Source organism: Streptomyces sp. NPDC057287, assembly GCF_042667905.1.
Taxonomy (GTDB): Bacteria; Actinomycetota; Actinomycetes; order Streptomycetales; family Streptomycetaceae; genus Streptomyces.
The window spans coordinates 82,098-97,667 of record NZ_JBHUYV010000002.1; the positions used below are offsets into that span (position 1 = coordinate 82,098).

At 70.2% G+C, this 15,570-nt stretch carries 12 protein-coding genes; 5 read left to right on the forward strand and 7 right to left on the reverse strand.

Annotated elements, in window-relative coordinates:
- The first annotated feature begins 631 nt into the window (after positions 1-631).
- Entirely contained in the window at positions 632-1,768 is a 1,137-nt protein-coding gene (locus ACFUNE_RS03655; RefSeq protein WP_383561816.1) for a DUF1996 domain-containing protein, read from the forward strand.
- A gap of 87 nt (positions 1,769-1,855) precedes the next feature.
- Positions 1,856-3,622 carry a discoidin domain-containing protein gene (locus tag ACFUNE_RS03660; RefSeq protein ID WP_383561818.1) on the forward strand — a complete coding sequence of 589 codons (1,767 nt, stop codon included), beginning with the start codon at positions 1,856-1,858 and terminating at the stop codon, positions 3,620-3,622.
- Positions 3,623-3,810: 188 nt separating this feature from the next.
- On the opposite strand, the gene ACFUNE_RS03665 is transcribed toward ACFUNE_RS03660, so the two are convergent.
- From ACFUNE_RS03665 to ACFUNE_RS03690, 6 genes are all read right to left on the reverse strand, one after another.
- Positions 3,811-5,832, reverse strand: a complete 2,022-nt coding sequence (locus ACFUNE_RS03665; protein WP_383561820.1) for a hypothetical protein — start codon at positions 5,830-5,832, stop codon at positions 3,811-3,813.
- Positions 5,833-6,032: 200 nt separating this feature from the next.
- A complete protein-coding gene (locus ACFUNE_RS03670) occupies positions 6,033-6,440 on the reverse strand; it encodes a hypothetical protein (RefSeq protein ID WP_383561822.1) in 408 nt (135 codons plus the stop codon).
- A 130-nt stretch (positions 6,441-6,570) separates the two neighbouring features.
- Positions 6,571-7,929: a GH1 family beta-glucosidase gene (locus tag ACFUNE_RS03675; protein ID WP_383561824.1), complete on the reverse strand. Its 1,359-nt coding sequence runs from the start codon at positions 7,927-7,929 to the stop codon at positions 6,571-6,573.
- Positions 7,930-7,949: 20 nt separating this feature from the next.
- Positions 7,950-8,789, reverse strand: coding sequence for a carbohydrate ABC transporter permease (locus ACFUNE_RS03680; RefSeq protein ID WP_383563007.1), 840 nt, complete (start codon positions 8,787-8,789; stop codon positions 7,950-7,952).
- Between the two features lie 31 nt (positions 8,790-8,820).
- Positions 8,821-9,831 (reverse strand): carbohydrate ABC transporter permease, encoded by a 1,011-nt coding sequence (locus ACFUNE_RS03685; RefSeq protein WP_383561826.1) that lies wholly within the window; start codon positions 9,829-9,831, stop codon positions 8,821-8,823.
- A 10-nt stretch (positions 9,832-9,841) separates the two neighbouring features.
- Complete coding sequence (locus tag ACFUNE_RS03690) at positions 9,842-11,155, reverse strand: ABC transporter substrate-binding protein (RefSeq protein ID WP_383561828.1); 1,314 nt, start codon at positions 11,153-11,155, stop codon at positions 9,842-9,844.
- A 143-nt stretch (positions 11,156-11,298) separates the two neighbouring features.
- Between ACFUNE_RS03690 and ACFUNE_RS03695 the strand changes: the two genes are divergently transcribed.
- Entirely contained in the window at positions 11,299-12,630 is a 1,332-nt protein-coding gene (locus tag ACFUNE_RS03695) for an ROK family protein (RefSeq protein WP_383561830.1), read from the forward strand.
- 361 nt (positions 12,631-12,991) lie between these two features.
- A complete protein-coding gene (locus tag ACFUNE_RS03700) occupies positions 12,992-13,465 on the forward strand; it encodes a hypothetical protein (protein ID WP_383561832.1) in 474 nt (157 codons plus the stop codon).
- A 33-nt stretch (positions 13,466-13,498) separates the two neighbouring features.
- On the opposite strand, the gene ACFUNE_RS03705 is transcribed toward ACFUNE_RS03700, so the two are convergent.
- Entirely contained in the window at positions 13,499-14,479 is a 981-nt protein-coding gene (locus ACFUNE_RS03705) for a hypothetical protein (RefSeq protein ID WP_383561834.1), read from the reverse strand.
- 282 nt (positions 14,480-14,761) lie between these two features.
- On the opposite strand from ACFUNE_RS03705, the gene ACFUNE_RS03710 reads away from it, so the two are divergent.
- Positions 14,762-15,553 (forward strand): enoyl-CoA hydratase/isomerase family protein, encoded by a 792-nt coding sequence (locus tag ACFUNE_RS03710; protein WP_383561836.1) that lies wholly within the window; start codon positions 14,762-14,764, stop codon positions 15,551-15,553.
- Positions 15,554-15,570: the final 17 nt, after the last annotated feature.

The following is a 15,570-nucleotide window of genomic DNA, read 5'->3' on the forward strand; positions in this document are numbered from 1 at the left end:
GAGGCGGAGGGCCTGTCGGACCGGTGCGCGACGCTCTGAGAGTGACCTGGGATCCGCGGCGATGCGCGCCGACCGGATGGGCGTCTCCACGAGTTCGGGGCGCTGATGGCCTTACGCACGGAGCATTGGGGCGATCCGCGGGGGAGCCGGCATCGACCACGTCCCTGTGCGCCCCGCGGGCATGTCGTCCTCGGTGGCATCGAGAGCCCGGTGTGCTGAGACGCCGAGCGGGAGAGCGCCTTCCTCCGCCTCCACCCTTGCTGCGGGGCACGCTTGCACGCCTGTCCCGGGCCGGGCGGCTGCCTGCCTGCGGCCCCTGCCCACCGGTCACGCCCCTTCCCGTGGTCGCCGGGGCCTCCGTCCTCGGGCGGCGTCTTCCCGGACCGGGCGCTCATCCAGCGGATCGCCGAACGCGACGTGACCGGGTGTCGGCCCCGTCTCCGTAGGCAGCTCCCCAACTGGCCTCGCGCGGCGCGTCGTTCATCAACTATTGACATGTTCTCAGCAGCGGCGTAACACTGGCACCGTTTGGGAGAGCGCTCTCCCAGACTCGTACGACGCACCGCCCGGCTTCACTCTCCCCCCACCGCGCACCCGAGGTGCGCGGACGCAGAGCGGCATGGAGGCCCTCATGGCCGAAAGATTCAGCAGAACTTCCCTGGTGTCCGCGCTTGTCGTCGCCACCGCCCTGGCCCTGGTCGTGATGGGGTTCACCGCGATCACCCGCGCCGGTGCCCCGACGGCCGGCGCGGCTCCGACGGCGGCCGGTGAGCCGGCCGCGGCCTCACACGTCATGCAGGGAACGCAGCAGCAGATGCAGGGCCACGCCATGGCGGCGGCCGACCCCGTCCCTTCGGGTGACGACCCCGACGGTGACGGCTACATCCCGGCGGACCCGCCGGTCACCGGGGTGACGCCGTCCACCGAGATCCCGCCCCACCGGTACTTCCACGAGTTCCAGGCGAACTGCTCGGTCAACCACACCGGCTCGGTCGACCCGATCGTCTACCCCGGTCAGACCGGCAAGTCCCACAACCACACGTTCATGGGGAACGACACCACGAACGAGAGCAGCACCACCGCCTCGCTCGGTGCGGGCGGCACCGCCTGCAAGGCCCCCGGCGACCTGTCCGCGTACTGGATGCCGACGCTCTACGACGGAGACCGGGAGATCCGCCCGGTCGGCCCGCAGACCATCTACTACAAGGCGGGTGTCACCGACTACCGCACCGTGCGGCCCTTCCCCGAGGGGCTGCGCTTCGTCGTCGGCAGCCCGACGCAGACGGCCGAGGAGTTCCGTGACCACCCGGGCATGGTCGAGGGTTACGAGTGCGGTGAGAGCTACCACAACTACGAGTTCCCGGCGAGCTGCCCGACCAGTCAGGACACGCAGCTGAACCTCCGCATGCAGGCGCCCAGTTGCTGGGACGGAAAGAATCTCGACACTCCGGACCACAAGGCCCACATGGCGTATCCCGTCGTGACGGGGGCCAACCAGGACGTCTGCCCGGCCAGTCATCCCGTCGCGCTGCCGATGATCGAGTTCAAGATGGCCTGGCCGGTCAACGGCGACATGTCGCAGGTGAGGCTGGCCAGCGGTACGGGCCACTCCTTCCACTACGACTTCTTCAACGCCTGGGACGCCCCCACGCTGAACGCCATGGTCGGCCACTGCATCGTGGGCGGTCTTCAGTGCGACGCCCGGGGCTACGACCAGAACAACCCCGGCGAGGGTGCCGCCCTCGACGAGAACTACGAACTTCCCTGACCCTCCGTGTCTCTCCCTCGTGGGCGTCTCGCGCCCGCGTGGGAGAGCGCTCTCCCATACCTCCCCCACGAGGAGCTGCATCCCCCCATGAAACTGCTACGTCCCACCCACTCGGTCCGCGGTCGCACACGGACGACAGCACGCCTCGCCGTTGCCGCGCTCGTCGTGGCCGGAGCCGCCGCCCTGCCCGTCCCCGCCGCTCAGGCTGCCGGGAGCGTGGTGAAGGTCGAGGGCTCCCAGGGCGCCTGGAAGCTGACCGTCGACGGTTCGCCCTACACGGTGAAGGGACTGACCTGGGGCCCGTCGGTCGCCGATGCCGGGAAGTACATGCCGGACGTCAAGTCGATGGGTGTCAACACGATCCGGACCTGGGGCACCGACGCCACCACGAAACCCCTGCTGGACAGTGCGGCCGAGCACGGCATCAAGGTCGTCGCCGGCTTCTGGCTCCAGCCCGGCGGTGGCCCCGGGAGCGGCGGGTGTGTCGACTACCTGACGGACACCGCATACAAGAACGACATGCTCGCCGAATTCCCCAAGTGGGTGGAGACCTACAAGGACCACCCCGGTGTCCTGATGTGGAACGTGGGCAACGAGTCCGTGCTCGGACTGCAGAACTGCTACAGCGGTGACGCACTGGAGCAGCAGCGCAACGCGTACACGACCCTCGTGAACGACATCACCAAGAAGATCCACGCCGTCGACGCCAACCACCCGGTCACCTCGACCGACGCGTGGACCGGAGCCTGGCCCTATTACAAGAAGAACGCACCCGATCTCGACCTCTACGCGGTGAACTCCTACGGCGCCGTCTGCGACATCCGCAAGACCTGGGAGGACGGGGATTTCGACAAGCCCTACATCGTGACCGAGGGCGGCCCGGCGGGCGAGTGGGAGGTACCCGACGACGCCAACGGGGTACCTGACGAGCCCACGGACGTCGCCAAGGCCGACGGCTACAGCAGGGCGTGGCAGTGCGTCACCGGGCACACCGGCGTGGCGCTGGGTGCGACGCTGTTCCACTACGGCACGGAGTACGACTTCGGCGGCGTCTGGTTCAACCTGCTCCCGGCGGGTCAGAAGCGACTCTCGTACTACGCGGTGAAGAAGGCGTACGGGGCGAGCACCTCGGGCGACAACACACCGCCGGTGATCACCGGAATGAGCGTGGACAATGCCCCGGCCGTCCAGGCGGGCAAGCCGTTCACCCTGAAAGCGTCGGTCTCCGACCCCGACGGTGACCCGCTCACGCACCAGGTGCTGTTCGGCAGCAAGTACGTGGACGACAGCGGGCAGCTCAACGACGCGCGGTTCACGGACAAGGGCAACGGCACCTTCGAGGTGACCGCGCCCGACCGCCTCGGTGTGTGGAAGGTGTACCTGAAGAGCTCGGACGGCAAGGGCAACGTCGGCATCGAGACGAAGTCCTTCCAGGTCGTCCCGCCCGAGGTCGGCGGCACGAACGTGGCGGCGGGCAAGCCGGCCACCGCGTCGACCTACCAGCCGGACGGCACCGGCTGCCCCTGCCTGGCGGGCAACGCCGTCGACGGGTCGTTCGACACCCGCTGGGCCAGCGACTGGGCCGACCAGCAGTGGCTCCAGGTGGACCTCGGAGCGAAGACCGCGTTCCACCATGTGCAGCTCGCCTGGGAGACCGCGTACGCCAAGGGATACACCGTGCAGACCTCGGACGACGGCCAGGACTGGACTACCGTCCACACCGTCACCGAGGGCAACGGCGGCATCGACGACATCGACGTCACGGGTGAGGCGCGCTACGTGCGGGTGAACACCTCCGTACGCGGCACACCCTGGGGCTACTCGCTCCACGAGTTCGGCATCTACCGGAGCTGACCGCTCGCAGAACCCGCCGCACCGTCCCACTCCCCGCCGTCGGTGCGACAGGAAGGTCCGCGGCGGACCACGGACCCCCGTGGACCGCCGCGGACTCGTGCGCGCACGCACAGGAGACAGGACCTCCTGTGCGTGCGCGCACAGCAAGCAGGGCCTCGCGGGCAGGCGGTCGTGCCGGTGAGGCCGTGTCACCCGGCCGAGGACATCGTCCCGCCGCCCCGCAGTTCCGCGTTCACCCGGAACGGTGTGCTCCGCGGTGCGCGGACCGCCAGCGTCGGGCCCTCGGCCGCTCCGCTTACGGAGCCCTCCACCTCGATCCGCTCCACGGCACGGCTCCCGGCGGCGAGCACGTACCAGGCTCCGGCCGGCGACCTCCAGTGGGTGCCGGCGACCACGTGCTGGCCGAAACGGCTGCACAGGGCCGTGTTCCTGCGGTCGGACACCACCTCTGCCCGCGCGGTGGGGGACACGGCCGGCTGGACGAACTGGACGAGGACCCGGCCGGGCCCGCTCCACGTGTCCGCCCTGGTGCACACCCAGTCCGCACGCGAACGGGTGCCGGGCAGCGGCTGCTCCGCGAACTGCCAGTTGTTGACCGCTCTGACCCCGGAGTGACGCATGCCCTCCAGCGAACAGGCAGTGCGCGCCCAGCCGGTCAGGGCCTCGGGCCCCGTCGCCTCGCGCGGCTGCCTGGCCGGAGCACCGGCTCCGGGCTTGGGTGTGTGCGTGAGGTGCACCGGGGCGAGGTCACCGAGGTCCGTGACGAGGAACGAGTGCTTCTCCACGATCTTCTCCGACGACCGCAACTGCATCACCGGCCAGGACAGGCATCCGCCTCCCTCCGCCGGGCGGGGCACCTCAGCCGTGACCCCGTCCCCGTCCACGCCCAGGGCGCGTGCCGGGGTGTCGGGGGCGAGCAGGTCGCGCGTCGTCGACTCCGCCACCCAGGGTGCCAGGAGATACCGGGCCGACGCGGTGGTACGGCTGACGACGAGCGCGGCTGCCGTGGTGACGTCGGCGTCGTCGACCCGGGCGAAGTCCAGGGCGGGAGAGCCCTTCCCGGACAGAGGCTCGGCGTACCGGACGACACGTACCCCTCCGTCGTGGAACAGCACCACTGCCTCGCCGCCCAGTTCGCCCGCGAACAGCAGCCGCGGGGGCTGGGTCGGGGGTACGACAGCGGTGCCGGGGGTGGTCGTGACGGCGGCGTCCGCCGGGGGCCCGGCCCAGCTGCCGAGCGCCCGCTCCAGCAGCTCCCGGTCGTCGGTCCGGCCGCCCCGTGGCGGCCAGGCGCTGAAGTCCACGCGCGACGTGTCCGCCCACTGTCCCGGCCGGGTCCGCAGCAGGGCCGCGGGATCGAGGGCACCGTCCGGGACGGTCCCGCGCAGGACCGGGACCGGAGGCAGGGCGTCGCCGGTGCCGGTGCCGGCGTCGGCCGAGAGGGCGAGGCCGCCGCCCGCCACCGTGAGGAGCACCAGGGCGGCCGCGCCCGCCCGCACCCTGTGACGGCGTCGCAGCAGGTCGCTGGGGCGAGTCTGTACGGTGCACGGATCGAACTCGTCCGACCCCAGCATGCGCCGGACCCGGTCGTGGTCGCTCCCGGCGACGTGTGCGGCGGCGCGCAGGGACTCGGCAGGGTCGGTCACGCCCGCCCCGGTCAGCAGGGCCCGGGTGGCGTCGTCGGACAGCGACTCCAGCAGGCGCAGGCCCAGGGCCGCACGCACGGGAGCCGGAACGTCCGCCAGGGCGCGGTCCAGGGCGAATTCGTCCATCCCGCCCGCGCGGGGGAAGAGCCGGAGACCGCGTACGACCGGTACCGACGGGCGCAGCGCGGCCGGGGAGGGCGCCCGCCCCGGCCACCACCGGGGCTTCCGCTCGTAGGCCAGCGCGATGCGGACGACCCGCAGGCGCACCCCGGCGTACGCGGGCGTGTGCGGACCGTCGCTCGCAGGCGTGGAGTCGCCGGACCGCTGGGCGGGAACGGTTTCCGTGCCCGTTCCGGGTGCCGGGTGTGCGTCGCCGTGCAGGGCCCGCTGCACCGCGGCGTGCGCGGCGAGCACCCGCCGGTGCCGGCCGAGGGACGGCGGCAGAGTGAGGTAGGCCAGGCGGACGAGGCGCGGGTAGTGCTCGACGAGGGCGGCCTCGGCCTCCTTCACGTCAGGGCGTGCGCCGTGACCGAGGATGCGAAGCGGCGAGGGATGGAGCGGCATGGGGGTGGTGCCTTCCGAGCCGTGGGCAGAGAACCGTCACTCCGGCAAACGAGCCAATCGTGTGACGGTCACATCGGTCTCGTCGCCGACGCGCACCGCCCACAGTTTCCCGCACCGGACGACCCGGCCCACAGCCCTCCGAGCGCACGTCCCACCCGGCGGTTCCCGGCCGCGAGCCGGACCCTGCTCCCTCGCCCGTGCTAGAGGGGCCCCTCCGACCCCTCCGGCCCCTCCGATCCCTCAGGGCCCTCGTCGCCCGAGCTCAACTCCTCGGCCCGCAGGGCCAGATCCTGCAGCACATCGGCAGAGGTCACGTCCTCCTGCCCGGAGTCGTGGATCTGGGCGAGCGCGATGAAGGCCAGAGTGAACGCACCGACCAGCTGTTCGACAGCTCCGCCGACCTCGCGCCCCACGAGGGCGGCCATCTCCTCGACGGTGGCGTCGGAGGGGATGGCGATGTGCGGCATCGTCTCGTTGAGCAGTGTCGTCACCATGTTCCCGCCGGCGTCCGGGTCGCCTCCGCCGTCGTCCTCCTCGGCGTGGCGCTGCATCTCGCCCGCCTCCGTGAGGATGCCGATCACTCGCTTGAGGACTTCGCTCTGCTCCATACGGCGAGCATAAGCGCCGGACCTCCCGCGTCTGATCGCCCACCGGTCGTGTGCCGAACCGGCAGAGCCCCCGGACACCCGGCAGGTGGGCTGCGGGGCCGGGGGCTGTGCCGTTCGGCAGGGGAGGGGCTCAGGCCGTCTCGAGCGGCCTGCCGGCCGAGAGTTCGCGGATCAGCTCCGCGTAGCGCCGCCCGCTGCTCTTCACGGTGCGGCGCTGGGTCGCGTAGTCGACGTGGACCAGACCGAAGCGCTTGTCGTAGCCGTACGCCCACTCGAAGTTGTCCAGGAGCGACCAGGCGAAGTAGCCGGCCAGCGGCGCACCCCTGCGGACGGCGCGGGCACAGGCGGCCAGGTGCTCCTCCAGGTAGCGGGTGCGCTCGGGGTCGTGCACCGAGCCGTCGGCCAGGACCACGTCCTGGTAGGCCGAGCCGTTCTCGGTGACGTAGATCCGCTGGGCGCCGTACTCCTCGGTGAGGCGCATCAGCAGCTGTTCCAGGCCCTCGGAGTGGACCTCCCAGTCCATGTGGGTGTGCCGGGCGCCGGGCAGGTGGATCTGCCGGGCGTGGGGGACCGGCCCGCGACCGTCCGCCGTGACGATCTGGCGGAAGTAGTAGTTCAGACCGAGCCAGTCCAGCGGTGCCGCGATGGTCTCCAGGTCGCCCGGCCGCACGGGCAGTTCGACGCCGTACAGGTCGAGCATGTCCTGCGGGTAGCCGCGGCCGTGGATGGGGTCCAGCCACCAGCGGTTGATGTGGCCGTCGGCGCGTACGGCGGCGGCGAGGTCGGCCTCGCTCCCGCTCGCGGGCTCGATCGGGCTGAGGTTGTTGACGATGCCGACACGGGCGTCCGGGGACTGGGCCCGGATCGCCTGCACGGCGAGACCGTGGCCGAGGTGCAGGTGGTACGAGGCGCGGACGGCAGCCGTGAGGTCGGTCAGACCCGGCGCCATCTTTCCCTCCAGATGGCCGATCCAGGCCGAGCAGAGCGGCTCGTTGAGCGTCGCCCAGTCCTTCACCCGGTCGCCGAGACGCTCGACGACGACGGAGGCGTACGCCGCGAAGTGCTCGGCCGTCTCACGGACGGTCCAGCCGCCCCGCTCCTGGAGGGCCTGGGGCAGATCCCAGTGGTACAGGGTGGCGAACGGGGTGACGCCGGCCTCCAGGAGGCCGTCGACCAGCCGGTCGTAGAAGTCGAGACCGGCCTTGTTCACCGGGCCGTCGCCGCCGGGCACGACGCGGGGCCAGGCGACCGAGAAGCGGTAGGCGTCGACCCCGAGCTGCTTCATCAGGCCGATGTCCTCGGGGACCCGGTGGTAGTGGTCGCAGGCCACGTCACCGGTGTCACCGTTGTCGACGGCGCCCGGGGTGCGGGAGAAGGTGTCCCAGATCGAGGGGGCGCGGCCGTCCTCCGCCACCGCTCCCTCGATCTGGTACGCGGCCGTGGCGACACCCCAGGTGAAGTCGGCCGGGAGGCCGGTGAGGTCGTTCACTGACTTCCTTTTCCTGTGGGTCACTTGACGGCTCCCGCGGTCAGGCCGGCGACGAGATAGCGCTGCAGGAGCAGGAATCCCGCGACGACCGGCACGCTGACGACGAGCGAGGCGGCCATGACCTGGTTCCAGTACACGTCGTTCTGGGTGGCGTAGCCCTGCAGACCGACCGCCAGGGTGCGGGTGGCGTCGTTCGTCATGACGGAGGCGAACATCACCTCGCCCCAGGCCGTCATGAACGCGTACACGGAGACGGCGACGATCCCGGGGACCGCGGCCGGCACGACGACGCGGAACAGGGCACGCACCGGACCGCAGCCGTCCACCATGGCGGCCTCGTCGAGATCCCTCGGGATGGAGTCGAAGTAGCCGATCAGCATCCAGATGGAGAAGGGCAGCGAGAACGTCAGGTAGGTGAGGATCAGTCCGCCCCGCGAGCCGTACAGGGCCAGTCCGGTGCTGTTGCCGATGTTGACGAAGATCAGGAACAGCGGCAGGAGGAAGAGGATCCCCGGGAACATCTGCGTGGAGAGGACCGTGACGGTGAAGACCCGCTTGCCGCGGAAGTTGTAGCGGCTCACGGCATAGGCCGAGAACACCGCGATGATCACCGAGAACACCGTCGCCGCACCCGCCACGATCAGCGAGTTCACGAAGTACTTGGCGAGCGGGACCGTCTCCCAGATGTCGAAGTACGGCTGGATCGTCAGCTCGTCCGGGATCCACTGGAACTTGCCCGACACGTCCTGGAGCGGCTTCAGGGAACTGCTGACCATGACGTAGACCGGCAGCAGGACGAAGCCCGCGAGCAGGGTCAGGACGATGCGGCGGGTCCAGAGGAAGGACTGCGGCGCGGCCATGGGTGACCGGGCGGCACGTGAGCGGGCGCTGCTAGGCACGGGCACCCTTCCTTCCGCGGGAGGTGAAGAACAGGTAGACGGCCGTCACGACCAGGAGGAAGAGCAGCAGCAGCACGGACATCGCGGAGCCGGTGCCGAAGTTCCAGGTCACGAAGGACGACTGGTAGATGTGGATCGAGATGAGGTCCGCGTTCTCGGGTGCGGACTTCCCGAACAGGACGTACGGCGTGTTGAAGTCGTTGAACGTCCACAGGAACAGCACGAGCACCAGGACCTGGTTGACGGGCCGCAGCGAGGGCATCGTGATCTTGCGGATCTGCTGCCAGATGCCGGCACCGTCGATCGAGGCGGCTTCGTACAGCTCGCGGGGGATGTTCTGGAGCGCGGCCATCAGCATCAGGAAGGCGAAGGGCCAGCCCTTCCAGACCGAGACGATGATCAGCGCGTAGATGCTGTTGTCGCCGATCAGCCAGAAGGACGGCTGGTCGGTCAGGCCCAGCTGGTCGTGCAGGACGTGGTTGATCAGCCCGTTGTCCCGCTGGAACATGAACGCCCAGGTGATGACCGCCGCGTAGACGGGCAGGGCGTACGGGACGAGGAAGACGGCCCGCAGGATGCCCCGGCCCCGGAAGTTCTCCTGGAGCATGATCGCCGCGGCGACCCCGAGCAGCCAGGAGAGGCCCACGGCGAAGAACGTGAAGACGCAGGTGACGAAGAAGGAATGGAGCAGGGCCTCACCGATCGGGGCGTCGACGTCGACGGCGATCCGGTAGTTGTCCAGGCCGGTCCAGGGCGCCGCTCCCCAGTTGCTGATGAAGAACTGGGTGAGCTGGCGGAAGCTCATCACGATGCCGACGATCATCGGAATCAGGTGGATGAGGAGTTCGAGCAGGACGGCCGGGAGGAGCAGGAGATAGGGCAGTCCGCCGCGGCGGATCCGGTCGGGGATGCGCGGCAGTCTCCGCCGCGCATCCCCGCTGCCCCGGCTCGTACCCCTGGTCGACTTGTCGACTCCGGGGTCCGTGGTCACGGTGGCGGTCATGAAGAGAGCCTCACTGCTGCATCGTCTGCTGGGCCTTTTCGAGGCGCGCCTTGACTGATTCGGTGGTCACGGGCTTGCCGGCCGCGGCATCCGCGAACAGCTCCTTGACCGCGGTGCCCACGGCCGTCTCGAACTGCGACTCGTTCGGCACCTGGGGCAGCGGAGCCGCGCTGGTGGCGAGGGTGTCGCGCAGGACCTTCAGGTCCGGTGCGGCGAAGGCGGGGTCCGACTGGGCGGCCTTGACCGGCGGGATGGAGCCGTAGGTCTTGCAGAGGATCTTCTGCTCGGCGTCGCTCGTCATGAACTTGACGAACTTCTTGGCGCCGTCGATGTTCTTGGTGTTCTTGAAGACCGCCATGTTGATGCCCGCCACCATGGAGTTGGTCTGCTTGCCCTGGCCCGGCGCACCGGCAGGGACGGGGACGGGAGCCACGCCCCAGTCCTCCGGCTTCATGCCCTGGGCGGCGAAGGTGGTGGCGGCGGCCTGCCACAGGACCATGGCCGTCCTGCCCTTGGCGAAGTCCGTCAGCGACTGGTTCTGCGCGTACTCCGCGTTGCCAGGAGCGATGATCTTGTCCTTGGCCATGAAGTCGATGTACTGCTTCACCGCGGCGACGGCGCCGTCCGAGGTGAAGTCGGCCTTGCCCTGCTCGTCGAAGAAGTCCGCGCTGTGCTGCTGGCCCAGGACGAAGGTCTGGTGGATGTTGTTGGAGAGGTTGGACCCCTCCGCGCCGAGGGCCCACTTGCCGTCCTTGGACAGCTTCTTGCCGTCCTTGACGAGCTGGTCCCAGGTGGCCGGCGGGGTGGTGATGCCCGCGTCGGCGAACATCTTCTTGTTGTAGTACAGCGCGTACGACAGCGAGTAGAGCGGCACCGCGGCCGGGGGCTCGCCCTCCTTGCCCGCCGAGGCGACCGCCGAGTCGATGAAGCGGTCACGGCCGCCGATCGCCTCGAAGTTCTTGTCGTCCCACGGGAGCAGCGCGCCGGTGGCCTGGAGCGAGGCCGACCAGGTGTTGCCGATGTTCAGCACGTCCGGGCCCTGACCCGACGAGGTGGCGGCGAGGATCCGGTTCAGCAGGTCGGCCCAGGGGACGACCTCCAGCTTCACCTTGATCCCGGTCTCCTTCTCGAACTTCTTCAGCTCGGGAGTGAGGATCTTCTTGTCGGCCTCGATGCTCGGGCCCTGGTTGGACGCCCAGTACGTGAGGGTCTTCGGCGCTTCGTTGCTGCCGCCGTCCGTCGAGGTCCCGCCCCCGCAGCCGGTGACTCCGGCGGCGACGGATATGGCGAGGGTGACTGCTGCTGCGGCTCTGAGGTGACGCATGAAAGGTGGCCCCTTTCCGGGGAGGGCGGCGTTCGGGATCCGAACGTCCCTCCCGCTCTTAATTTAAGATGTGATTTAAGAGGTGAAGAAAGTGCGCGTCAAGTGCCGCGACCGGGGTATGTTGCCGGGACGAAGGGAGCAACATGGCTGAGCGCAGCAGACGGACCGTGCGTGACCTGCGAAGGGGCAATCGGGCGCGGGTATTGCAACGGTTGTATTTCGACGGCCCGCTGAGCCGTCAGGAGCTGGGGCCCGCGACCGGCCTGAGTTCGGGGTCCATCAGCAATGTGGTCGCCGAACTGGCCTCGGAAGGCCTGCTGGAGGAGGCGGGCGTCGTCGACTCCGACGGCGGCCGTCCTCGCACCCTGCTCCGGATCGCCCCGGCCGGAGGGCTGTTCGTGGGCATCGACATCGGTGAGACCAGGGTCCGCGTCGAGCTGTTCGATCTCTCGCTGGCGGAACTGGCCCGCACCGACCGCCTGCTGGCCCAGCACGGATACGACGTCGAGCGCATCGTGGGCCATGTCCGTACGGGGGTCGCCGACGTGCTGCGCGACGCGGGTGCCGATCCGGGCATGCTGCTCGGCATCGGTATCGGTGTGCCCGGCATCATCGAACGCGACGCCCCAGAGGCCTCGGGAGGCCCGGGCGCCGTCGTACACGGTCAGACCATCGGCTGGGGAGCCGTCCCCTTCGAGCGGCTGCTCCGCGAAGTCGTGGACGTGCCGCCCGAGGTGCCGTTCTTCATCGACAACGGCGCCAAGACGCTGGGGCAGGCCGAGATGTGGTTCGGCGGCGGCCGGGGCGCCGGGGCGGCGGCGGTCGCCCTGATCGGCTCGGGGGTGGGCGCGAGCGTGAACCGGGGGGACATCCTCGACGAGGACCTCTCGAACGCGGCTCTCGAGTGGGGCCACACCACGGTGCAGCTCCGGGGCCGCCGGTGCCGCTGCGGCTCGATAGGGTGCCTGGAGGCGTACGCCGGTGCGGAGGCCATGCGGGAGCGCTGGCAGGAGGCGGGCGGCCCGCTGCCCCCGGACGCCGACGACGAGACCGCGCTCGCCGCGCTGCTCGCAGCCGCCTACCCGGGGCCCGGCAGCGTGGCCCCCGACCCGGTGGCGGTCTCGATCCTGGACGAGACGGCCGAGTGCCTGGGCGCGGCCCTGGCCGACCTCGTCAACCTCTTCCTGCCCGAACGCATCCTGCTCGGCGGCTGGGCGGGCCTGCTCATCGGACCCCACCTGCTTCCCGAGATCCGCCGCTACGCCCAGGAGTACGCCCTGGAGCACGCGGTCGCCCGCACCACGATCGGCCTGGGGCACCTGGGCCCGGACGCGGTCACGGTGGGTGCCGCCACACTGCCCCTGTCCGACTTCCTGGCGCGCGGTGGCACCCGGCCCGCGCCCAGGCCGCACGCCGGCGCCACCCCGGCCACGGACCGCGCGGCGGGGGGCCGGGGCCGCACCCTGGCCGGCTGAACGCTGTGGCCCCGGGGAGTCGCACCCGGGGCTGGTGCCGGGCGGAGGGCGGCGAGCCGGGGCCCGGCCGTCGGCGCTGTCCACGGCGGACGCACGACGTGACTCCCCGGCCGGGAGCGTGCGTCACGGCGGCGCCGGGCAGGCCCGAAGTGCCCGCAGGCGAGGGGGGGATCGCTCGTCCGGGTGGCATTGTCCGGCCGGCGTGATCCGAAGATAATGCGCGTGGGGGACTGCCCGTGCCGCGCGCCCGGAACGAAGGCCGTAAGGCCGGTCGTGCGATCTCCGGGCCGTGGTCCGACCAGCCCTGATCCACTACGTGACCGCCGCCGCCGTGACAGGCCCGGCCGATGCGAGGGGAACCATGAGCACATCCCTGTACGAGCGGTGGAAGTCCCTGGCGGTCCGACGCCCCGACGATGTCCCCGTGACCACTCCGCTCGCCTGGCACATCGAGAAGCTGGACGAACACGACAACCGTCTGACGAACAACGAGGGGCCCGTCGGCTCGCCGCCGTACGAAGCCGGCCGCGGCGACGCCCTCGCGGCCATCGCTCTCCGCGAGTCCGTCCACCGGCACGTCGAACGGGAGCGTGGCGGCCGGATACGCGAGGCGATCGAACTGGGCGCCACCTGGAACGAGGTGGCCACCGCGCTGGGCGTCACCTCCGGCTCCGCCCGGAGTTCGCTGAACGGGTGGGCGGAGGCGCAGCGCCGGCTCCACCGGCGGGACATCGAGCACGCGCTGGGCCACTGCCAGGGGCTCGATCCGGATCAGTACGCTGCCGTTCTGGCCCTCGGACTGCTGGGCGACGACGAGCGCGTCAGCTCCGGCTGACCAGGGCGATCCGCCGGAGCGTGCGCAGTGCCGTCAGGGAGCGGCACCCGCCGTCCCGCCGACGAGTTCGGCGAGACGGCGGGTGCCGGGGGCGCAGGCCAGACGGAGTTCCTCCGCCTGCCGGGCGGAGAGCCGGGCCGCGGCACCCGCCCGCTTCCCGTCGACCTTCCCCGCGACCCGCGCCGCCCACTCCTTCGGCTCCGCGAGGCCCACGAAGTGCCCGAACGCGGCCAGCTGAGGCTCCGGATCGTTCACGACGTCGTCGTAGGAGAGATGCAGCAACCGCTCCGCCGGCAGCCCGGCGAGGTGCCGGAGCGCTCCCGTGGCTCGCGACCACATGTCCCCGAACCGGACCAGGGGGATGTCGGTGCCCGCGAGTGCCGCGGCGTCCAGGCTGTCGGGGGCGAACGGGCGGAGCCGCTCCGGGAGCAGCTCCGTGTGCCGGGGGTCCGGGCTCCGGTACGGGTCCACACCCAGCACCGCGCGCATGTCGCCGATCAGCACCCCCAGCCGGAACAGCGGATGGCGACTCATCGACATCGCGGCGTCCGGGCCGTCCCTGTACATGTGGACGAACCGTGCGGCAGGGAAATGCGTGAGCAGCTCAGGAAGAAAACGCAGTGACGCTCCCGAACGCTCGACGACGACATTCCGGCCTGACGACAATGCCCACCAGGAGAAGAGTCGCGCGTACTGACGGGAAACCGGTGCCGGAGGCCAGCCGGTCACTTCGGCCCGTATTCGGTCGTACAGCCCGTCAGGGTCCGCGGTGAGTGGTGGCAGGGTCATCAGACTGATCGCGGGAACCGCGCCGGCCGCATATCGACCCGAGCCGATCGGATAGCGGTATTCCGGCACCGTGACACCGCGGGTCATGAGTACGTTCGGCTTGAGGCGCGGGGTGCCGAGGAGTTCCCAGAAGGCCGGTCCCTCCAGCACGCCGCCGGGGAATACGCCCGGGTCGAGGCAGGCGAAGAACTCGCTCAGGCTGAGAGCCCCAGGGGCCTCGTTCACCAGGTCGGACAGCATCGTAGATCCGCAGCGTCCCGTGCCCAGCACAATGGTCAGCGGCACATGTCGATCTTTTTCGACCATTCCTCAGAATCCTCTCCCGTTGCTCTCCATCGGCTCTCGCGATTCCCCGACGGAGGAGTCCGCAAGGTGTTTCCGTCAGGAATGTCCGAGTGCTGTGACCATGGGTCGGAACAGCCATTGACCCGGCCCGCGCGAGACACCTAGTGTGCGTCGGCGATCGGGTTCCGAAGGTAATCCGAAAGAGCGAGAAAGAGGTCGCCGATGTCGGTTCCGCCCCAGTCCTCTCAGAAGAATCACAAATCCGTCGGATGCTCGCACGTCGGAGACGGTGTCGTTCTTGTGGAGTTTTCCGGGGCGCACGAGCAGAATCCGTTCAGCCGTGCCCGGATGCAGGAACTGACCGCGCTGATGCAAGACCTCGACCAGGACGCATCCGTCCGCTCCGTGGTGCTCCACGGCGGTCCCGGCCGTTCCTTCGGCGTGGGCGGTGACTTCAACGAGGTCTCCGCGTTCACCGGCGGGGACGAGGTGAACGACTGGATCGACGACATCACCGACCTCTACACGGCGATCGCGGGCATCTCCAAGCCGGTGGTGGCCGCCATCGACGGCTACGCCATCGGCATCGGTCTGCAGATCGCCCTCTGCTGCGACTACCGCGTGGCCGCCGACACCGCCCGCCTGGTGATGCCGGAGCTCCGGGTCGGCATCGCCTGCAACTTCGGCGGATTCATGCTGCGCTACACCGTCGGCACCTCCGTCATGCAGAGGATGCTCTACACCTGCGAGGACTGGCCGGCCGACCGGGCGCTCAAGGACGGCCTGCTCCACGAGGTGCGCCCCTCCGAGGGCGTCCTGGACCGTGCCGTGGAACTGGCCCGCACCATCGCCGGGTACACCCCGGCCGCAGTGCAGGGGACCCGTCCCCGGGTGAACGCGCCCTTCGTGGAGGGACTGGAACGCGTACGGACCGAGGCCAAGGAGTCGCACCGCAGGGCGTTCGGCGCGGGCGAGGCCCAGGCACGTATGCGGCGCATCATCGGCAAGGAGTGAACGGGTCGGGACCCGGC